Origin of the sequence: Pseudoxanthomonas sp. 3HH-4, assembly GCF_006716465.1 — a bacterium.
Classification (GTDB): domain Bacteria; phylum Pseudomonadota; class Gammaproteobacteria; order Xanthomonadales; family Xanthomonadaceae; genus Pseudoxanthomonas_A.
In genome coordinates this window covers 1154166-1174267 of the sequence record NZ_VFPB01000001.1, presented here as the reverse complement: position 1 = coordinate 1174267, position 20102 = coordinate 1154166, and the positions used below count along the sequence as shown (strand labels likewise).

The 20102-nt window shown below is 65.5% G+C and carries 15 protein-coding genes; 2 read left to right on the top strand and 13 right to left on the bottom strand.

Annotated elements, in window-relative coordinates:
* Positions 1-31 precede the first annotated feature (31 nt).
* Entirely contained in the window at positions 32-2098 is a 2067-nt protein-coding gene (locus FB548_RS05305; protein ID WP_142123674.1) for a S9 family peptidase, read from the bottom strand.
* Between the two features lie 93 nt (positions 2099-2191).
* On the bottom strand, positions 2192-4180 hold the full coding sequence (locus FB548_RS05300; RefSeq protein WP_142123673.1) for an oligopeptide transporter, OPT family: 1989 nt from the start codon (positions 4178-4180) through the stop codon (positions 2192-2194).
* A 117-nt stretch (positions 4181-4297) separates the two neighbouring features.
* On the opposite strand from FB548_RS05300, the gene FB548_RS05295 reads away from it, so the two are divergent.
* On the top strand, positions 4298-6106 hold the full coding sequence (locus FB548_RS05295; RefSeq protein ID WP_255470310.1) for a peptide MFS transporter: 1809 nt from the start codon (positions 4298-4300) through the stop codon (positions 6104-6106).
* Between the two features lie 49 nt (positions 6107-6155).
* On the opposite strand, the gene FB548_RS05290 is transcribed toward FB548_RS05295, so the two are convergent.
* From FB548_RS05290 to FB548_RS05265, 6 genes are all read right to left on the bottom strand, one after another.
* Complete coding sequence (locus FB548_RS05290) at positions 6156-8159, bottom strand: S9 family peptidase (RefSeq protein WP_142123671.1); 2004 nt, start codon at positions 8157-8159, stop codon at positions 6156-6158.
* 102 nt (positions 8160-8261) lie between these two features.
* The gene (gene rfbD / locus FB548_RS05285; RefSeq protein WP_142123670.1) at positions 8262-9149 is read right to left on the bottom strand and encodes a dTDP-4-dehydrorhamnose reductase; all 888 of its coding nucleotides are present in this window, start codon (positions 9147-9149) and stop codon (positions 8262-8264) included.
* Positions 9146-9703, bottom strand: coding sequence for a dTDP-4-dehydrorhamnose 3,5-epimerase (gene rfbC / locus FB548_RS05280; protein ID WP_142123669.1), 558 nt, complete (start codon positions 9701-9703; stop codon positions 9146-9148). The genes rfbD and rfbC overlap by 4 nt, the downstream gene beginning before the upstream one ends.
* Complete coding sequence (gene rfbA, locus FB548_RS05275) at positions 9700-10587, bottom strand: glucose-1-phosphate thymidylyltransferase RfbA (protein ID WP_142123668.1); 888 nt, start codon at positions 10585-10587, stop codon at positions 9700-9702. Before rfbA ends, rfbC begins: the two co-directional genes overlap by 4 nt.
* Positions 10588-10601: 14 nt before the next feature.
* Complete coding sequence (gene rfbB / locus FB548_RS05270; protein ID WP_142123667.1) at positions 10602-11657, bottom strand: dTDP-glucose 4,6-dehydratase; 1056 nt, start codon at positions 11655-11657, stop codon at positions 10602-10604.
* A gap of 53 nt (positions 11658-11710) precedes the next feature.
* Positions 11711-12202 (bottom strand): single-stranded DNA-binding protein, encoded by a 492-nt coding sequence (locus FB548_RS05265; RefSeq protein ID WP_142123666.1) that lies wholly within the window; start codon positions 12200-12202, stop codon positions 11711-11713.
* 153 nt (positions 12203-12355) lie between these two features.
* On the opposite strand from FB548_RS05265, the gene FB548_RS05260 reads away from it, so the two are divergent.
* The gene (locus FB548_RS05260; protein ID WP_142123665.1) at positions 12356-13354 is read left to right on the top strand and encodes a polyprenyl synthetase family protein; all 999 of its coding nucleotides are present in this window, start codon (positions 12356-12358) and stop codon (positions 13352-13354) included.
* 13 nt (positions 13355-13367) lie between these two features.
* Here the strand turns inward: FB548_RS05260 and FB548_RS05255 are convergent, their stop codons facing one another.
* The 5 genes from FB548_RS05255 to FB548_RS05235 all read right to left on the bottom strand — a co-directional run bounded on the left by FB548_RS05255 (position 13368) and on the right by FB548_RS05235 (position 20057).
* Positions 13368-14150 carry a dienelactone hydrolase family protein gene (locus FB548_RS05255; protein WP_142123664.1) on the bottom strand — a complete coding sequence of 261 codons (783 nt, stop codon included), beginning with the start codon at positions 14148-14150 and terminating at the stop codon, positions 13368-13370.
* Between the two features lie 74 nt (positions 14151-14224).
* Positions 14225-15628, bottom strand: coding sequence for a UDP-N-acetylmuramoyl-L-alanine--D-glutamate ligase (gene murD, locus FB548_RS05250; RefSeq protein ID WP_142123663.1), 1404 nt, complete (start codon positions 15626-15628; stop codon positions 14225-14227).
* Positions 15609-16964 (bottom strand): UDP-N-acetyl-alpha-D-muramoyl-L-alanyl-L-glutamate epimerase, encoded by a 1356-nt coding sequence (gene murL / locus FB548_RS05245; RefSeq protein WP_142123662.1) that lies wholly within the window; start codon positions 16962-16964, stop codon positions 15609-15611. Before murL ends, murD begins: the two co-directional genes overlap by 20 nt.
* A complete protein-coding gene (locus tag FB548_RS05240) occupies positions 16961-17443 on the bottom strand; it encodes a hypothetical protein (RefSeq protein WP_142123661.1) in 483 nt (160 codons plus the stop codon). The genes murL and FB548_RS05240 overlap by 4 nt, the downstream gene beginning before the upstream one ends.
* The gene (locus FB548_RS05235; RefSeq protein WP_142123660.1) at positions 17427-20057 is read right to left on the bottom strand and encodes a bifunctional aspartate kinase/diaminopimelate decarboxylase; all 2631 of its coding nucleotides are present in this window, start codon (positions 20055-20057) and stop codon (positions 17427-17429) included. The genes FB548_RS05240 and FB548_RS05235 overlap by 17 nt, the downstream gene beginning before the upstream one ends.
* Positions 20058-20102 lie beyond the last annotated feature (45 nt).

The window sequence follows — 20102 nt, the reverse complement described above, 5'->3', positions numbered from 1 at the left end:
GGCCGGCACCCGGCCGGCCATCGCATGACGCTCAACGGCCGATGTGCTGCTTCAGCCAGGCATTGACGGTGTCGTGCCACAGGATGCTGTTCTGCGGCTTGAGCACCCAGTGGTTCTCGTCGGGGAAGTAAAGCAGCTTCGAGTCGATGCCCTTGCGCTGCAGCGCTGTGAACGTGGACAGGCCCTGGTCGACCGGCACGCGGTAGTCCTTCTCGCCCTGTACCACCAGCATCGGTACTCGCCACTTGGCGACGTGGTTGACCGGATTGAACTTCTCGACGTTCTTCGGCACGTCGTACGGCGTGCCGCCGTTCTCCCACTCGGTGAACCACAGCTCCTCGGTCACGTAGCCCATCGAACGGATGTCGAACACACCGTCGTGGTTGACCAGGCACTTCCACGGCTCGTTCCAGTTGCCCGCGATCCAGTTGATCATGTAGCCGCCGTAGCTGGCGCCCAGGGCGCACGCGTTCTTCCCATCGAGGAAGGTGTACTTCTCCTGCGCGGCGGCCCAACCCTTCTGCAGGTCCTCCAGCGGACGGTCGCCCCAGTGCTGGCTGATCGCATCGGTGAAGGCCTGGCCGTAACCGGTGGAACCATGGAAGTCGATCATCACCACCGCATAGCCCTGCCCCGCGTACGTCTGCGGATTCCAGCGGTAGCTCCAGCCGTCGCCGAAGCTGCCCTGCGGGCCGCCATGGATCAGGAACGCGACCGGATACGTCCGGCCTTCCACGTAGTCGTGCGGCTTGACCACGTAACCGTGCACGGTCTCGTTGTTCCAGCCCTTGAAGGTGAACTGCTCGTAATCGCCGAACTGGACGTCCTTCAGCATGTCGCCGGCGCTGGGGGTGATGGCGCGCAGTGGTGCGCCGGACAGATCCGTCGTGAACAGCTGATCGCCACTCTTCAGCGTGTTGCGGGTGAGCGCCAGCGTGTCGCCGGCGATGTCGAAGGCCGAGATGCTGCCGTCGCCGATGACCTTCTTCACGTCGCCACTCGAGGCATCCACGGCGAACAGGGGATGCTGGCCCACGTCCTGCGCGGTTGTGTAGATCGTCGCGCCATCCTTCGACAGCACGATGCCATCGGCGGAACGATCCCACGTCGGTGCGATCTCGCGCACCTGCTTCGTGGCGAGGTCCATCGCCATCAGGCCGAAGCGGTCGGCTTCGAAGCCTGCGCGCTTCATGGCGCGGTAGTAGAGGGTCTTGCCGTCGGCACTGAAGACCGGGCCGGTATCCCACGCGGGATTAGCGGCGGTAAGGTTGACGGGCGCTGTGCCGCCATCAGCGGCGAACTGGTACAGGTCGAAGTTGGTGGACCAGGCTTCGCCCTTGCCGGCGACGCGGATAGCGGCGACGACGGCGCTACCGTCGGGTGACCAGGTGTACTCTTCAGCACCGCCAAACGGCTTGGACGGCGCATCGCCATCGATCGCGTCCGTGAGCGAGGTGGCGTTGGCGACCGGCTTGGCCTTGCCTTCCGGCAATGCGGCCACGAACAGGCGGCTGCGACGGCCGTCGACCCAGGTATCCCAGTGGCGGACGAACAGGCCGTCGTAGATCACGCCGGTGCTCTTCTTGGCGGCGGTGTCGTCGAGCTTCTTCTTCGTGCAGGCGAAATCGGCCTTGCACTCGGCGAAGGTGTCGGTGCTGAAGAGCACGCGCGCTCCATCCGGCGAGAGTTTGTAGCCGGCCACGTCGAGTGCGAATGCCGTCAGCTGGCGCGGCGTACCACCGGCAACCGGCAGCGCATACAGCTGCTGCGTGCCGGACTTGGCGCTGAGGAAATAGACCGTCCTGCCGTCTGGTGAGAACGAGGGCGAATTGACGCTCCAGCCTTCCGGTGTCAACCGCTTGGGCGGCGCCATGTCACGGGTCAGCAGGTTGCGGACCCACAGGCTGCTGCTGGCCTTGACCACCTCGGCATCGACAATGCGCTTGGCAAATACGACGGTGCCGCCGTCAGGCGAAAGGACCGGCGAGGACACGCGGTCCAGCTTCTGCAGGTCACGCACGTCCAGGCCACGCGCGTGGGCCAACGACGGCAGCGCCGCCAGCAGGCAGAGGGGCAACAGGGCGGATTTCAGCTTCATCCGGGGCTCCGGCAACAGGGAAACCCCGATGGTAGGCGCTAAGCGCGCCGCGGCGCAAAGGCGTGAGGTCACGCCTTCGCGCCATGTGTCCGGTCAGCGGGGACCAGGCTCCACGTCGCCCAGCGCCTTCGACTTGGCGCCGGTGCGGTACAGCAGCCAGCCGACGATGGCCAGGATCACCAGGCCGACGATCTCACCCTGCTGGAACGCCTCGGGCAGCACCAGCACGTCGCGATCCTTGGTGGCGTAGATGGCCACGCCGACGGCTATGCCCATCAGCGCCTCACCCGTGATCAGGCCCGCCGCGAACAGGGTGCCGGGACGATGCAGGCGGTCGCGCGCCTCCTCGTCCTTCGTGCCGACCATGCCATGGCGCTTCTCGACCAAGTACGCCAACAGGCCACCGAGGAAGATCGGCACCATCAGCTCCAGCGGCAGGTAGATGCCGATGGCCGCCGCCAGCACCGGCACGCGGAAGCTGCTTTTCCGGGCCTTCAGCATCTCGTCGATGGCGATGATGACCGCACCGATGACGGCGCCGATGGCGATGATGCCCCACGGCAGCTCGCCACCGAACAGGCCCTTGGCGACCGACGCCATCAGCGTGGCCTGCGGTGCGGAGAGCGGATTCGGATGTTCGGCCGTCGGCGCGCCGATGCCGTAGGCCTCGGACAGGATGTTAAGCACCGGCGCCATGATCAGCGCGCAGGAGAACGCACCGATGCCCAGCATCAGCTGCTGCTTCCACGGCGTGGCACCGACGATGTAGCCGGCCTTGAGATCCTGCAGGTTGTCGCCGCCCACGGCCGCCGCGCAGCACACCACCGCGCCGATCATGATCGCGGCGACCGCACCCAGCGGCGCGCCGCCGACACCGACCGCCATGCGTCCGCTCTCGCCCAGCAGCAACAGCAGCACGACCGAGGCGAACAGGATGGTGGCGATGGTGATGCCCGACACCGGGTTGTTCGACGAACCCACCAGGCCGGCCAGGTAGGCCGACACCGACACGAACAGGAAGCCCGCCACGATCATGATGATCGCCATCGGGATGCTGACGTGCCACATGCCCACGATGGCCTGGTACAGCAGCAGCAGAGGCAGCACGAACACCACCAGCGCCACCAGCATCCACTTCATCGGCAGGTCGCGCTCGGTCTCCGCGACTTCGGCACCACCCGATCCGGCGCGCGCGGCCGCGATGCCGCTTTTCACGCCCGACAGCAGCGACTTGCGCAGGGAGAACAGCGTCCAGACACCGCCGATCAACATGGCGCCGACACCCAGGTAGCGGATCTTGGCCGACCAGATCGCACCCGCGATGTCCTCCGGCCCCGCTCCCGCGATGCTCTGCGCCAGCGCAGGATCGGTGCCCATGAACGCCATGTGGTACAGCGGAATGGCGATATGCCACGACAGGATGCTGCCGGACAGCACCACGATGCCGATGTTCAGACCGACGATGTAGCCCACGCCCAGCAGCGCCGGCGACAGGTTGGTGCCCATGTAACCGAGGTACTTGCCGAAGAAGCCCGCACCGGCGGCAGTATCCGGGATCAGGCGCATGCCGCTGTGGGCGGCGACTTTCAGCACGGCGCCGATGGCGGCGGAGAAGGCCAGGATCTTCAGGCCGGGGCCCGGGTTCTCGCCAGCCTTGAGCACTTCGGCCGCGGCCTTGCCCTCGGGGAAGGGCAGCGGTTCTTCGACGATCATCGAACGCCGCAGGGGCACTGAGAACAGCACGCCCAGCAGGCCGCCGAGACCGGCGATGGCCAGCACCCAGGAGTACTGGAAGTCCTGCCAGTAGCCCAGGATGATCAGCGCCGGGATGGTGAAGATGACGCCCGCCGCGATCGATGAGCCGGCGGAAGCACCGGTCTGCACGATGTTGTTCTCCAGGATCGTGCCGCCGCCCAGCAGGCGCAGCACGCCCATCGAGACAACGGCCGCCGGGATGGCGGTGGCCACGGTCAGGCCGGCGAACAAGCCCAGGTAGGCGTTGGCGGCCGACAGCACGACGGCCAGCACGATGGCCAGCACGACGGCACGGAAGGTAAGTTGCGGGGTCCCCGGCGAGCTCATGATGCGTTCCCGAATGGCGGAAAGCGGACACGCTAGCGTTCGCTGCGCGGCAAGTCCAGCTGCGTCCTCCTGCGCGCCACCTATACTCGGCTGGTTTTCCCGATGCCGGAGCGATCCTTGAGCCACTCTGCCCCCTGGGTCGCCGGTCGCGACGACTTCCTGGGCCACCCCAAGGGCGTCTATGTCTGCTTCTTCACCGAGATGTGGGAGCGCTTCTCCTTCTACGGCATGAAGGCGTTGCTGCTGCTGTACCTGACCAAGTACCACCTGTTCGCCGACGGTGCCGGCTACGACCTGATCGGCGCGTACGGCGGCCTGGTCTATTGCATCCCCGTGATCGGCGGTCTGCTGGCCGACCGCTGGCTGGGCATGCGCAAGGCGGTGGTCTTCGGCGGGCTGCTGCTGGTCGCCGGGCATGCCGGCATGGCGCTGGAAGGTACGGCCGCAGTCTCGGATAGCGGTGTGGTGACGCGCGACGAAGGGGCGCTGCGCACCATGTACCTGTCGCTGGCGTTGATCGTGATGGGCGCTGGCTTCCTGAAGCCCAACATCACCGGCATCGTCGGACGGTTGTATCCGCCGGGCGATCCGCGCCGCGATGGCGGTTTCAGTCTGTTCTACGCGGGCATCAACCTGGGTGCGCTGCTGGCCTCGCTGGTGTGCGGCTACCTCGGCGAGACGCTCGGATGGAAGTACGGTTTTGGCGCGGCGGGCATCGGGATGCTGCTCGGTCTGGCGATGTTCCTGTGGGGCCAGCGTTACCTGCAGGGCCACGCGGAGCCACCCTCGCCGGGCGCCCTGCGCGTACCCGTGCTCGGCGTTCCGCGCGAGGCGGCGATCTATCTCGGTGCCTTGCTCGGCGTGCTGCCGCTGGCCTGGCTGATGTGGGCGGCGGCGAACGGCGCCTTCGCACTGGGCGGCGAGCTGTCGCTGGCACTGGTCCTGATGCTGGTGGTGCTGATGCTGGTGCTGGGATGGTTCACCTGGTTCGTCACCACGCAATGCACCCCGCCGCAGCGGCGCCAGATGATCGCGCTGATGGCGATGATCTCCATGTGCCTGGCGTTCTTCACCCTGTACGAGCAGACCTACGGCTCATGGGTGATGTTCACCGACCGACTGCTGACCAAGGATCTGTTCCCGTCGCTGGTGCAGGCACGAAGCGTGGTGGTGTGGTCGGACAGCCTGGCCGAGAACCTGGGCTTGTTCGTGGCGACGGTGCCTTGGTCGATGTGGGGCTTGCTGGCGATGCCGGTGGCGTTCGTCATCGCCGCGCGATCCAGTGAACGCGACGCACGCCGCCCACTCCCGCGCGTGCTGTTCCTCGTCGCGGTCGCGACCCTGGTGGTGCTTGTACTGCGCGATTCCGTGGTCCTGCCGCAGACCGCAGGCTCGCTGACGTATCTCGGCGCGCTGTTCCTGGTAGTCCTGGCGCCGGCCTTCGCATGGCTGTGGGCAGCCCTGGGCCGGCGCGGGCGCGACCTTTCCAAGCCAGTGAAGGGTGCGCTGGGTCTGCTGTTCGGCGGGATTTCGTTCGTGCCGCTCGCCATCGCCGCGCAACAGGTCGGCGACACGGGCGTGATGGCCAGCGTGTGGTGGCTGGTGCTCGCCTACCTGCTGCTGGAAGTCGGCGAGATGTGCCTGGCCCCCGTCAGCCTCGCGGCCGTCACCGAGTTGTCCGTGCCACGCGTGGTGGGGCTGATGATGGGCATGTGGCTGCTCGCCACCGCCTTCTCTGAAACCCTGGCGGCACAGTTCGGCAAGCTGGCAGCCGTGGATATCCCGAAGGATCAGACATGGGACATCGCGCAGGCAGCCGCGGGCTACGCGGACCTTTTCTGGCTGATGATGTGGATCGGCCTGGGGTGCGCGGCCCTGGCACTGGTGGCGGCACCCGCATTGAAACGGATGATGCGCAAGGCATGAACGACAACGGCGCCCGCAGGCGCCGTTGTGGCTCGATCGAACAGGCGACCTACTTGGCCTTCGCACCACCGAGATGGCGGTGGAAGAAGTCCAGCAGCTTCGTGTAGTACTCGCGTTGGTTGGCTTCCATGTAAAAGCCATGCCCTTCCGTCTTGTAGTACAGCGACTCGACCGGCACGCCTGCAGCCTTCAGCCGACGCTCCATGATTTCAGTGTGTTGAACCGGGGCGCGTTCGTCCTCGCCACCTGCAGCAAGGAACACGGGCACCTTGATCCTGTCGGCCATGTTGACCGGCGAAACCGCAGCCAGTTCATTGCGCGGCCCGATCCACTGATTCAGATAGGTATCACCCGAGCCCCGTCGCTGGACGTCGCCACGCGTATGCATCATCGGAAGGTCGTAGACACCCACGTATCCCGCGGCACAGCGATAGAGCCCGGGTTCCTTGGCTGCCCCCGTGACAGCCGCATATGCACCATAGCTCGCACCATAAATGCAGATGCGGAGAGGATCGGCGATGCCCTGCTGGATGGCCCACTTGGTCGCATCGGTGACATCGTCCTGCATGGCCAAGCCCCACTGACGGGCACCCGCCTCCCGGAACGTGCGGCCGTAGCCGCCGGATCCGCGGAAGTTCGGCTGGAGGACCGCGTAGCCAGCGCCGGCAAGCATCTGCGCTTCGTCATCGAAGTGCCACATATCGCGCACGCCGAAAGGTCCGCCATGCGGAAGCACGACCAAGGGGAGGTTGCGTGGCTCTACGCCCCTGGGCAAGGTCAGGTAGCCATGCAGTGGCGAGCCATCACGCGCGACCAACTGCACCGGCTTGGACTCGGCCATCGCCTCGGGATCGAACCAGTCCCGACGGCTGAGCAGATAATCCGCCTTCCTCTCGTTGATGCGGAACAGGTAGAAATCGCCCGGGTTGCGGTCACTGGACATCTCGACCAGCGCAGTGCCGCCATCGGCTGTGATGGAGGTGATACCGACAGTGTGCCCGGCGAAGGCCTGCTCGAGCTCACGCTGCAGGATCGCCTCCTTGGCTTCCTTGTCGAAGAACGCCGTGCGGGGACGCCCATCCAAATAGAGCGCGCCCACCGGTACGCGGCCACCAGTTGCGTCGGTGTCCAGACCCACGACACCATCGCTGTAGATGATGGCATGCGGATCGACAGTGGCATCCTGCAGCACGGTCTTGCGCTGACCCGAATCCACGTCGTAAGCAACGATGATGTCGGGACCCTTGCGCTGCTCGCTCAGCAGATAGGCGATTCGGTCATCTGCGGAAAATCCAATCGCATACTCGCCGATCCCGGTCGCGGACTCGTCGTTGATGAGCATCCATTCGGCGCCTTCACCCGGCCGGTAGTAGAGCTTTCGGATATTGTCGGAACCGGCGCCGCTGGCGAACCTCACGGTGCCGGCGTTGTCGGTCACGAAGCTGGCACGCCGGATCGGCGCGCGCGCCACCTGTGTCCGTCGACCGGAGTACACGTCCATGCGCTCCGCACGCGTGTAGGGGTCTTCGCTGAAGGGCCACACCGAAATGATGACGTTCTTGTCGTCACCCGGAAGTGTGTCGACCAGGAACGCGGCCACGTCCTCGACCTTCTTGGGCTGGATGCGAGTCCCTGCGCCGCGACTCTGCACCCGATAGCCGACCAGCATTTCCAGCTTGGTGCCGTCGGCATTGATCCCGTACAACTCACCGGTCGGCTGCGGTTCGTCCAGCGCGCCGTACTTCTCGGAAATGGAAATCAGAACGCGCTCGGGGTTGACCCACCAGAAACCGGATACATGCGTGTTCTTCCCCAGCACGAAATGCGCGGTGAGCTTGTTGCCGCTCCTCAACATGATCGCGAGTGCGGTCCTGTCCTCTAGCCTGACGGTCGCAGCATAGTAGTCGCCACCCGGCGAGAGCTTGATGTCATCGAACTTGTCCTTGCGGACGAACGCACCCACGTCGACGTCATTGGCCGCGTCCGCAGACGCGGCGGCAAAGCACACGCACAACAAGATGGCCTTGACGGCCACATGGATCCACTTCGTCATACTGCCTCCCCAGGCGATGCAGGCGACCATCGTTCCACACCCACGAGCCGGGTTCAACGGTCGCGGATGCATGGATGGCGGGGCGTGGCTGCGTGCCGGCCGTCAGCCGCCGAGCACCTGTTGCAAGCCAGTCCGCCAGTCCGCCAACGGATGCCCCAGTTGTTGCTCGAGCTTGCCTATGTCAAGCGGCGAGTAGGAGGGGCGTTGTGCCCGCGTGGGGTAATCCGCCGTTGTGATGGCCAGAACGCGGGGGGCACGCGCCAGCAAACCCCGCGCGACTGCCTCATCGAAGATGGCTTCCGCGAAGCCATGCCAACTCGTCTCACCGCGCGGCGTCAGGTGGAAGGTGCCGGAAACCGGGACCTGCTTGCGCAACAACTCGGCCGTCACATCCGCGATCAGGCTCGCGGGGGTCGGTGTACCGATCTGGTCGGCCACCATGCGCAGTTCGTCCCGCTCGGCCCCTACCCTCAGCATGGTTCTCAAGAAATTGTGGCCATGCTGGCCATAGACCCACGCGGTTCGCAGGATCAGGTGATGGCCACCGGCCTCGCGCACCGCCTCTTCGCCGGCCAGTTTGCTGGCGCCGTACACACCGAGCGGCGAGGTCGCATCATCCTCGCGGTAAGGACGTATGCCCCATCCGTCGAAGACATAGTCCGTCGAGTAGTGCACGAAGGGAATGCCGCGGTCCTTACATGCCCGTGCCAGCACACCCGGCGCCTCCGCGTTGGCGCGAAACGCGGCCTCGATGTCGTCTTCCGCTTTGTCCACCGCCGTGTAGGCGGCTGCGTTGATGACGACTGTCGGCCGGATGCGCTCGACCAGCTCAACCAGGGTGTCCGGCCGGTCGAAGTCGGCGATCTCACAGCGGCCACCATCGGGCAGCTCACCGCACCGCGTCGTAGGCACGACCTCGCCCATAGCCGCCAGGCTGCGCCTCAACTCATTGCCGACCTGTCCATTGGCCCCCAGCAGCAGGAACGTCACGGCGCGTATACCGGCAGCCGCTCGGGCGCGATGTCGGCCAGCAGCGGTGCGGTTTCATCCTTGGCGGACAGCAACGGCGAGGACACGGGCCAGTCGATGCCAATCGCAGGGTCATTCCAGCGTATGCCTGCATCTGCCGCCTTGTCGTACTGGGCCGTACAGAGATAGCTGAAGATCGCTTGCTCTGACAGCACCGCGAAGCCGTGCGCGAACCCTTCCGGAATCCAGAACTGGCGCTTGTTCTCCGCGCTCAGGATCACCGCCGCCCATTGGCCGAAGGTCGATGATCCGCGACGGATGTCGACGACGACATCATAGACTTCGCCCTCCAGCACACTGACAAGTTTCCCTTGTGGATTCGGCCATTGGTAGTGCAAACCGCGCAGCACCCCACGCGAGGAGAACGACACGTTGCTCTGCACGAACTTCGTTGGAAGACTGTGCTGGCCGTACCGCTCCGCGTTCCAGGTCTCGAAGAAGAAACCGCGGCCGTCGCCGAAGACCGTCGGCTCGACAATCACACAACCGGGCAGACTGGTTTCAACGACCTTCATCTGACGACTCCACGTGCGGCCAGCGAAAGCAGATACTGCCCATACCCATTCTTGGCCAGCGGTACCGCCAACTTCTCCAGCTGATCCGCATCTATCCAGCCATTGCCATAGGCAATCTCTTCGGGGCAGCACACGCGCAGCCCTTGGCGCGCCTCAATGGTCTCGATGAAAGTCGACGCTTCGAGCAGCGACTGATGCGTGCCGGTGTCGAGCCAAGCGTGCCCGCGACCAAGCTGCTCGAGGTGCAGGTTGCCGGCATCGAGATAGCAGCGATTGAGATCCGTGATCTCCAACTCACCACGGGGCGATGGCTTCAGGGATGCCGCATATTCGCTCGCCTGCCCATCGTAGAAATAAAGACCGGTAACGGCGTAGTTGGATCGCGGCGTCAACGGCTTTTCTTCTATACCGATCACGCGTCCGTCCTTGTCGAACTCCGCGACACCGTATCGTTCAGGGTCATTGACCCAATACCCGAAGATCGTCGCACAGTTCTCGCGGGCATCCGCACGACGCAACTGGTCAGTGAACCCATGTCCGTAGAAGATGTTGTCACCCAGAATCAGGCAGCTCGGCTTCCCATCGACGAAATCGCGACCGATGAGGTAAGCCTGCGCCAGGCCATCAGGACTTGGCTGGACCGCGTACTGGATGTTCATGCCCCACTGGGATCCGTCACCGAGCAGAGTCTTGAACAAGACCTGCTCGTGCGGCATGTTGATCACCAGGACGTCACGGATGCCCGCCAGCATCAGCACGCTGAGCGGGTAATAGATCATCGGTTTATCGTAGACCGGTAGCAGCTGCTTGCTGATGGCTTGGGTCAGAGGATAAAGGCGGGTGCCGGAGCCGCCCGCCAGGATGATGCCCTTGCGTGTCGTCATCTGATGCCCTTTTGTCAGACAGTGGTACCCACGCGTTCCAGACGATAGCTGCCGTCCAGTACACGCCGCACCCAATCCTGATTGCAAAGATACCAATCAATGGTCTCCGCAATGCCCTGCTCGAACGTGTACTCCGGACCCCAGCCCAGTTCGTTGCGCAGCTTGGAGGCATCGATGGCATAACGGCGGTCATGTCCCGGTCGATCGGCGACGAAGGTGATCTGGCTGCTGCGCGACCGACCATCGTCCCGGGGCGCACGGGCATCCAGCAACGCGCAGATCGTGTGCACGACTTCGATGTTCTGCTTCTCGGCATTGCCCCCGATATTGTACGTTTCGCCGACCCGCCCCTTCGCGAGCACAGTACGGATGGCGCTGCAATGGTCGCCGACGAACAACCAGTCGCGGACATTCTTGCCGTCGCCGTACACCGGCAAGGGCTCTCCCGCCAAGGCGCGCGCGATGACCAAGGGAATCAGTTTCTCGGGGAAGTGGTACGGTCCGTAATTGTTGGAGCAGTTGGTCGTGAGGACCGGCAGCCCGTACGTGTGATGGAACGCGCGCACCAGGTGGTCGGAGGCCGCCTTGGAAGCCGAATACGGTGAATTCGGCGCATAGGGCGTAGTTTCCGTGAACTTGCCGGTATCGCCCAGCGAGCCGTAGACCTCGTCCGTGGACACATGCAGGAAACGGAAGTGTTCGCGGCGCTCGCCGTCCAGCGCCTTCCAGTAATCGCGCGTCGCTTCCAGCAGGCCCAGCGCGCCCACGACGTTGGTCTGGATGAAGGCGCGCGGGCCATCGATGGAACGATCGACGTGGCTCTCTGCGGCGAAGTTGAGCACCGCGTCGGGCCGGTGCTCGGCCAGCAGGCGTGAAACCAGGTTCCGGTCACCGATATCGCCTTCGGCGAAAACGTGCAGCGGATTGCCCTGCAGGGATGCCAGGGTATCCAGGTTGCCGGCGTAGGTCAGTGCATCGAGATTGATCACCTTGACGCCGCTGGCGACCGCGCGCAGCACGAAATTCCCGCCAATGAACCCGGCACCACCGGTGACCAGCCATGTCGTCACGCCACTACTCCTGAATTCGCACTATCGGACTGGCGGCGAGCGGCACGAGCGCCTCAGAACGGAATGTCGTCATCCGCGAAGTCATCCATCGGCGCCGGTTGCGATGCAGGCGCGGGCGCGGAACGACGCTGGCCACCACCGCCCTGGTTGCCGTACTCCTGGCGCGGCGCACGGGCCGGCCGGTCGCCACCAGCCGCTCCACCACCACCTTCGCGGCCGCCGAGCATCTGCATCTCGTCGGCGATGATGTCGGTGGAATACTTCTCCTGCCCGTCCTGACCGGTGTATTTGTCGTAGCGAATCGAACCTTCGACGTACACCGAGCTGCCCTTGCGCAGGTATTCGCCGGCGATCTCGCCGAGCTTGCCGAAGAACACCACGCGGTGCCATTCGGTGCGCTCCTGCTGGTTGCCGTCCTTGTCCTTGCGCACGCTGGTGGTGGCCAGGCTGATCCGGGTGATCGCCATGCCGCCCTGCGTGTAGCGGGTTTCGGGGTCGTTGCCGAGATTGCCGACCAGGATGACTTTGTTGATGCCGCGGGCCATATCGATATCCGTTCAGGGATGCCCGCCAAGCGCGGGCAAAGACCAGTGGAGTATACCTGCCCGACCCTCACCATCGGCCGCCGACCCACCCGCCTGTAGGGCATTGCCGCACCCAAGACCCTATAATTACGTGACTTTCCGGCCCGTCGCCCCATGTCCGTCGTCGAATCCATCCGCACCGCCCTCGCCCTCCCCGGCATCCAGTCACTGGCCCAGGCCGACATGTCCGCCGTGGATGCCCTGATCCGGGCGCGGCTGGCATCGGACGTGGTCCTGATCAACCAGATCGCCGACCACATCATTTCCGCCGGCGGCAAGCGCCTGCGACCCATGCTGGTGGTCCTGGCGGGCCAGGCCTGCGGCCCGACCACGCCGGACCACCACCAGCTGGCGGCGATCATCGAGTTCATTCATACGTCCACCCTGCTGCACGACGACGTGGTGGACGAATCCGACCTGCGCCGTGGCCGCAGCACGGCCAATGCCCTATGGGGCAACGCGCCCAGCGTGCTGGTGGGCGACTTCCTGTATTCGCGCAGCTTCCAGTTGATGGTGGAACTGGACCACATGGACGTGATGCGCCTGCTGGCCGACACCACCAACCGGATCGCCGAGGGCGAGGTACTGCAGCTGCTGCACGTCCACAACCCGGATACGGACGAAGCCGCCTACCTGCGTGTGATCGAACGCAAGACCGCCGTGCTGTTTGCAGCGGGCACGCAACTGGGCGCAATGGCATCCGGTGCGGAACCGGGCACGCAACGGAAGCTCTACGACTACGGCATGGCGCTGGGTTATGCCTTCCAGATCGCCGATGACGTACTCGACTACACGGCCGATGCCGAAGCCCTCGGCAAGAATCTCGGCGACGACCTGGCCGAAGGCAAGGCCACGCTACCTCTGATCCACGCAATCCGCCATTCCGATGCTGCCAGGGCGGAGCGCCTGCGCACCATCGTGCGGGAGGGAGACGCGGACGCCATGCCCGAAGTCCTGGCCGCCATCCGTGCGACCGGCGGACTGGACTACAGCCGCGGGCTCGCGCACCACTACGCGACGATGGCCGAACAGGCACTCGATGGCCTGCCCGAATCCGATGCCCTGGCGGCCTTGCGGGGTCTGGCGCGCTACGCCGTCGAGCGCGGGCACTGACCCGCGCGGCGCGTTACTTGACGAACGCCTCCGCGAAGAAGTCCGCCATCATCCGGTAGGCGCGCTTTGCCGAGCGCTCGTGATACACGCAACCGGGTGGATTCTGCGCATCCGCCTCAGCGAAGCAGTGCACCGCGCCGCTGAAGTTCACGAACTGCCAGTCGGCGCCGGCCTCGCGCATCTCGTCCTGGAAAGCGGTGATCTCCGCGGCGGACACATAGGTATCGTCGCCGCCGTTGAGCACCAGCACCGGCGACTTCACCGGACCGGTTGCAGGCAGATCGGTGGCGAGTCCGCCGTGCAGGCTGACCACGCCGGCCAACGCATCGCCCGCGCGGACGAGTTCCAGCACCGTGCTTCCGCCGAAGCAATAACCGAACGCGCCGATGCGCGTGGCATCGACCAAGGTGCCGGGTTGCTGCTTCAGCACCTCGACCGCCTTCTGCACGCGGGCGCGCAATTTCGGCCGGTCCGCGCGCATCGCGGTGGCGACCGGTCCGGCCTCGGCATCGGTCTTCGGGCGGATACCCTTGCCGTAGACGTCGGCTATCAGCACCACGTAGTCGTCGCTGGCAACCAGGCGCGCCTTCTCGATCGCGGACTCGTTCACTCCCTTCCAGTTCGGCACCATCACCAGGCCTGGACGCGGCTGCTTCACTGCGTCGTCGTAGACGAGCACGCCGGCGAATGTGTCGCCGCCGATCTTCCATTCCACGGGCTTGGCCACCGGCGCCGCCAACAGCGCGGGCGACCACAACAGCGACAGCAGACAGGGCAAGAGCAGCATGCGGCGCATCACGCGTCCTCCTTGGGGGATGGCCTGCGAGTGTACGCCCGCGGCATGCAGGCAAATTGACCGACCGTGCGAGCTCAGCCCGATCCGAGGCCGGGGATGGCGGTGATGGCGTCCGGATCGAATCCGGCGAGTTCCGCGAAGTGGCGGCCGCGTGCCACGTAGTCCCGGTATTGTCCGAAGCTCGGTGCGCCGGGCGACAGCAGCACCACGCCGTCGTCGCCCAACGCCTCGCGTGCGGCCGACATCGCTTCCGGCAGCGTCTCGACGCCAATCAGCCTGAATCCCGCCTCGCACGCCACAGGAGCGAGCAACGCGTGGATGCGCGGGCCGTTGGCGCCCATCGTGATGATGGTGGCCGGCGCTTCGTGGCGCATGTGCGCCGCGAAATCGGACCAATCCACTCCCCGGTCATGTCCGCCGACCAGTAGCGCGATGTGGCGTCCCGCGAAGCACTCCAGCGCGGCCAGTGTGGCGTGCGGCGTGGTGCTGATGGAATCGTTGACCCAGGTGATGCCGTCGCGCGTTCCCATCGTCTGCAGGCGGTTGGGTAGCGGACGGAACGACTGCGCCTGCGCGGCCAGCGGCAGCGCATCGATGCCCCGCGCCTCCAGCGCCGTCAGCACGGCGCACAGGTTGCTCCGGTTGTGGCGTCCCGGCAGGGGCAGCGGCCGGGTATCCATCACGAACACGTCGTCGCGGTACAGATCGTCCTCGCGCAGGTGCCAGCCATCGGCATGGTTGAACCAGCGCACTTCGCTGCGCGGCAGATCGAGCGCGGCCAGGCGCGGATCGACCGCATTGAGCACGGCGATGCGGGGATGCGCAGCGGTGACGAGCTTCAGCTTGTCCTCGATGTAACGCGCCTCGCTGCCATGCCAGTCCAGGTGCTCGGGGAACAGGTTCAGTACGATCGCCACGTCCGGGCGCGCACCGCTGGCCGCGACATCGCCGGTCTGGTAACTGGACAGTTCGATGGCCCACTCGTCCGGCGCCGGCTGCGGATCCAGCACCTCCAGCATCGGCAGGCCGATGTTGCCCGCCAGCACTGTGCGCCGCCCCGCTGCGCGCAACAGGTGCGCCAGCAACGAGGTGGTTGTGCTCTTGCCCTTGGTACCGGTAACGCAGAACGTATGCGCGACCACGCCGTCGTCGCCAGCGTGTTCGCCGAACCACAGGCCGGTGCCGCCGATGAAGCGCGTCCCCGATGCCGACGCCGACAGCGCCGTGGAGGTGTTGGGGCTGATGCCCGGCGACTTGATGACGACCCCGAAGGCCGACAGCCGCTCCGCCGTCGCCTGCGTTTCGATGGAGAGATACGCATCGCCCAGCGCGGCGGCCTCGACTGCTTCCGCGTCGCTGCAGAACAGCGTCAATGGCAGCGACGGCAGCCGCGACCGTACGGCAAGATGGGCAGCGCGACCTTCGCGCCCCCAGCCCCACAGCGCAACACGTCGACCCTCAAGCTGCGAAATTCGCACGCAGGCGCTCCCACAGCGCAGCCGGGATGCGGTGCTCGCCGCCGATCTCCAGCAACGGCGCCACCGCCAGTTCCCCAGCATCGAGCTGCGGGCGGATTTCATGATTGAAGCGCGCCACGATCGCGTCCTCCCGCCATTCCGGCCGGTCGCCCAGCGCGGCCATCGCCGCGCGCGATTCCTGGCCTTCGCCGACGCATTCGAACGGCTTGTGGTCCTGGTACTCGAGCAGCGCGTCGAAGCCTGCGGTCTGGTTCATGTCGTCGAGCAGGTTGCGGCCGAAGATGCCGACCAGCCGAGGCTTGGGCATGAAGGGCGCCAGCGCGAGGAACACGAAGTGGCACTTCGGGCAGACGCCGCACCAGCGGTTGGTGGGGCGCTCGCCGAGCAGGTGGAAGTTGCGATTGCAGCTGGAAAAGTGCGCGTCGTAGTGGTCGGTACGCGCGAACTGCCGTGCCACCGCCAGTTCCGACATGGGCCGCAGCAGCGAGTAGTAGTGCAGGTCCGCCGCGACATGCGACTGCACATAGGCGCCGAATGCCTGCTCGAACGCCCACCCCTTCGACCACTGGTGGTTCACTTCGCCAGTGCCGGGGATCATGCTGCCGTAGCTGGCGGAGCGCTCGTTGGAGAACACCACCTGGTCCACGCCGTGCAGCAGCGCGGCCAGTACCATGATGGAGGAATTGATCGCCGTGACCGGAATATGTCCGTTCCACGCGCCCTGGCGGTTGTAGTCGAACAGCTCCGGCGCCAGCGCACGCCCGATATTGAGCGTCGGCAGACCGGTGCGTGCGGCGCAGGCCGCGATCAACTGCGAGCCGCCGATCCAGGTGACGGTCTGGCCGATGCCGGCGCCACGCAGCGCCTCGATGCTGACCAGCGAGTCCTTGCCGCCGCCGATGGCGACCAGCGCATGTTCGCGCAGCGCCGCCACCGGCGCAGGTGCCGGCGCTTGCGCCGCAACCGGGAAACGGACCCGCCCATGCAGGCTAAGGCCGTTGCGGTAGGCGAACTCGCCCAGGCCGTGGACATACACCTGCTCCATCAGCACCGCAGTGGCGGCGTCGATGGCATAGCCTTCGATGCGGATCTCGTTCGGCACAGCCGCCTTGTAGTAGCTGACGCCAGTGACCAGGTGCAGCAGCCGAACCGCCTGCTCGACTGCCTGTGCGCGTGTCGCATCCAGCGCGAACGGCGCGCCCGGGATCGTCACCGTCTCGGTCAGCTCCGGGCCTTCGTCGAAGGCGTACACCAGCCGCGCGATGCCGCTCTCCGCCTCGAAGGAACAACGGACGAAACGGAACGTGCGGATGCTGGATTTGTCGAAAGTCGTCATGCGTGACCTGTGATGGCAGCCATGCGTCGCAGATAGCGACGGCAAGCGAAGTATTCAAGAATAAACGTAGGTATCACGCCGGCGGCAGTGGCGAAAAAACCCAAAAAGAAGCCGATCATGAGCACGTAACCAACGTCGTTTATGGATGAGGCATGTGTCTCAGACGTCAGTTGCAGGATCGCCCACCCCATGCCGACAGCGAGCGGATAGATCGCGAGAGTCGCGAGCACGGCATGCATATTTAGACGGGCTGGCGTCCAGCGCATGCGCAACTTCCGGGTATGTGAATGCGACGCCGCGGCATAGAAAGCACCGAGCGCTGCCGACGCGGCCGCCGGCAGGATGAAGCTCAGAGCAAACCGGAAACTCTCCTCCGAAAATCCGGAGCCCGCGTCGCCGGGCGAACACAGGTAACCCAACGTCGCCAGCACGGACGCTAGCAAGCTACTGAGCAAGACGAACTCAATGCGCGGCGACATCGCCTGCCACCCCATCGATTACATCCTCCGCCGGCAAGCCCCGCAGGTTGTAGTGACTCGCCATCACGAACCCGTAAGCGCCCGCATCTGAGAACAGCAGCACGTCGCCTTCGGCCGTCGCCGATGACAGCTTGCGGCGCTTGCCGAAGATGTCGCTCGACTCGCAGATCGGTCCAACCACGTCGAACGGCTCCTGCTCCGGGTCGTCCAGGCGCGACAAGTTGGCCACGTCGTGCCAGGCGTCGTACAGCGCAGGGCGTATCAACGTGTGCATGCCGGCATCACTGCCGACGCGCCGGATACCGAGCTTTTCGACGACCTGCGTCACCTGCGCAAGCAGCACACCCGCCTCGGCCACGAGGTAGCGCCCCGGTTCGATCACCAGCTGGTAGGCCGGATACGCCGCCTTGATCGCCGAGAGACCCTCGCCCCACGCAGCCAGATCGAACGGCTCGTCGCCTTCGGCATAGGGAATCGGCAGGCCACCGCCGATGTCGATGGTCTCGATGGTGCCTATCTGATCCGCCAGGCCTCCGAGTTCGTCGGCGATCTGGTTCCAGTGCTGGGGGCTTTCCACGCCACTGCCGAGGTGCGCATGTAGGCCGGTGATGCGCACATCCAACGTACGCGCTGCCATGAGGAACGCTTCCAGCTTGGCCAGTGGCAGGCCGAACTTGGAGGTCTTGCCGCCGGTCTTCACCTTGTCGTGGTGGCCGTCGCCGCGGCCCAGGTCCACGCGCAACCACAGGCGGCGGCCGCGGAACACCTCCGGCCATTGCTCCAGCGCCTCGACGTTGTCCAAGGTGACGTTGATGCCGCGCTCCAGCGCGAACGCGTACTCGGCTCGCGGCGCGAAGCTCGGGGTGAACAGCACGCGATCCATCGGCAGCGATGGCGCCACATCGAACACGCGTTCCAGTTCGCCGCGCGACACGCACTCCAGGCCGAAGCCTTCCTCCACCAGCGTGCGCAGGATGGCCGGATGCGAGTTCGCCTTGATCGCGAAGAAGCGACGATCGACCGCCGCGATGCCAGCCAGTGCACGGGCGCGGGCGCGCACGATGTCGAGGTTGTAGGCGTAACGCGGCGTGCTGGCCTGCGCCAGCGACAGCAAGTGCTCACGCATGGCCGGCGCGCTCCACCAGCGCACGCCGCGGTGGCGAACGGCACCGTTGATCTCGCGCCAGCTCGGCCCGAATACGCTGGCTTCATCGACGGGCATCGCGCCACTGTCGATCAGCGCCTCGTGCAGTACGGGCAACAGGCCCTCCGCGTCCGCTTCATCGATCACGAACGTCAGGTTGAGATCGTTGGACGATTGCGATATCAGGTGCACGCGCTCGCGGCCGAACATCGCCCACACATCCGACAGCTTGTGCAGCAGCGACCGCATGCCACGGCCCACCAGGGTGATCGCCGTGCAGGGTGCGATCACCTTCACCCGGCAGATCTCGGCCAGGTCGGCGGAAAGCGCGGCCAGCACGTCGGTGTTGACCAGGTTCTCGCTCGGATCCAGCGACACGGTGACGTTGGTTTCCGACGAACCGATCAGGTCCACCGAAAGGCCATGCTTCTTGAAGCGCGCGAACACGTCCGCCAGGAAGCCCACCTGCTGCCACATGCCGATGCCTTCCATCGACACCAGCACGATGCCGTTGCGGCGGCTGACCGCTTTCACACCGGGCACCGTGATCGCGCTTCCGTCGATGGTGGTGCCGGGAAGATCAGGGCGCTCGGTATCCAGGATCGCCATCGCCACGCCAGCATCGCGGCATGGCTTGATGGAGCGTGGATGCAGCACCTTGGCGCCGGTGGTCGCGATTTCCTGCGCTTCGTAGTAGTCCAGCCGCGTCAGCAGGCGCGCATCCGGCACTTCGCGCGGATTGGCACTGAACATGCCCGGCACATCGGTCCAGATCTCAACGCGCTGCGCGCCGAGCAGCGCACCGAAGTACGCCGCCGAAGTATCCGATCCGCCGCGACCGAGGATGGCGGTGCCGCCATCGACATGCCGCGAGATGAAGCCTTGCGTCAGCAGCATGCGGCTGGTCTGGCCCGCGAACGCGCGACGCCAGTCCTGGTCGGGCGCGGTATTGCACGACACCGACAACCGCTGCGCCCACGGGCTCTGGTTGGGCAGGAAGTTCGCCTGCAGCCAGTGCCGCGCATCGACCCAGCCGAAGTCCAGGCCTTGCGCGCGCAGATAGGCCACGCCCAGCGTGGAGGACAGCAGCTCACCCTGGCCCAGTACCTCGGCTTGCCAGTCCAGCGTGCGGCTGGCCGCGCGCGGATCGGCCAGCAGGTTGCGCAACGCCCCGAGGCGCTCACCCAGCACGGCGTCCGCATCGAGTTCCAGTTCGGCGACGAATTCGCGATGACGCTGTTCCAGCTTTGCCACGCGCTCCGCGCTGTCCGTCGCACCATCGGCAATCGCGGTCAGTTCGTTGGTGACGCCGGACAGGGCCGACACCACCACCAGGATGCGGGCATCACTTTCTTCCGCGCGTTTTTTCGCCAGCGTGCCAATCGTGTTCCAACGGTGGCGACGCGACACCGAGGTGCCGCCAAACTTGAGGACAATCCAACGATCAGACGCGGGGGTGGCAGAGGGCATGGATAGAATGGGGACGAATGCCCGAACCCTTCGGGCGTGAGCCCG

Coding starts and splice junctions, on each gene's coding strand:
- rfbC (WP_142123669.1), bottom strand. CDS start 9,703: ATGAAGGTCGTTGAAACCAGTCTGCCCGGTTGTGTGATTGTCGAGCCG.
- FB548_RS05240 (WP_142123661.1), bottom strand. CDS start 17,443: ATGTCGCCGCGCATTGAGTTCGTCTTGCTCAGTAGCTTGCTAGCGTCC.
- FB548_RS05300 (WP_142123673.1), bottom strand. CDS start 4,180: ATGAGCTCGCCGGGGACCCCGCAACTTACCTTCCGTGCCGTCGTGCTG.
- FB548_RS05235 (WP_142123660.1), bottom strand. CDS start 20,057: ATGCCCTCTGCCACCCCCGCGTCTGATCGTTGGATTGTCCTCAAGTTT.
- rfbA (WP_142123668.1), bottom strand. CDS start 10,587: ATGACGACACGCAAGGGCATCATCCTGGCGGGCGGCTCCGGCACCCGC.
- FB548_RS05290 (WP_142123671.1), bottom strand. CDS start 8,159: ATGACGAAGTGGATCCATGTGGCCGTCAAGGCCATCTTGTTGTGCGTG.
- murL (WP_142123662.1), bottom strand. CDS start 16,964: ATGACGACTTTCGACAAATCCAGCATCCGCACGTTCCGTTTCGTCCGT.
- FB548_RS05305 (WP_142123674.1), bottom strand. CDS start 2,098: ATGAAGCTGAAATCCGCCCTGTTGCCCCTCTGCCTGCTGGCGGCGCTG.
- FB548_RS05260 (WP_142123665.1), top strand. CDS start 12,356: ATGTCCGTCGTCGAATCCATCCGCACCGCCCTCGCCCTCCCCGGCATC.
- FB548_RS05255 (WP_142123664.1), bottom strand. CDS start 14,150: ATGCGCCGCATGCTGCTCTTGCCCTGTCTGCTGTCGCTGTTGTGGTCG.
- FB548_RS05265 (WP_142123666.1), bottom strand. CDS start 12,202: ATGGCCCGCGGCATCAACAAAGTCATCCTGGTCGGCAATCTCGGCAAC.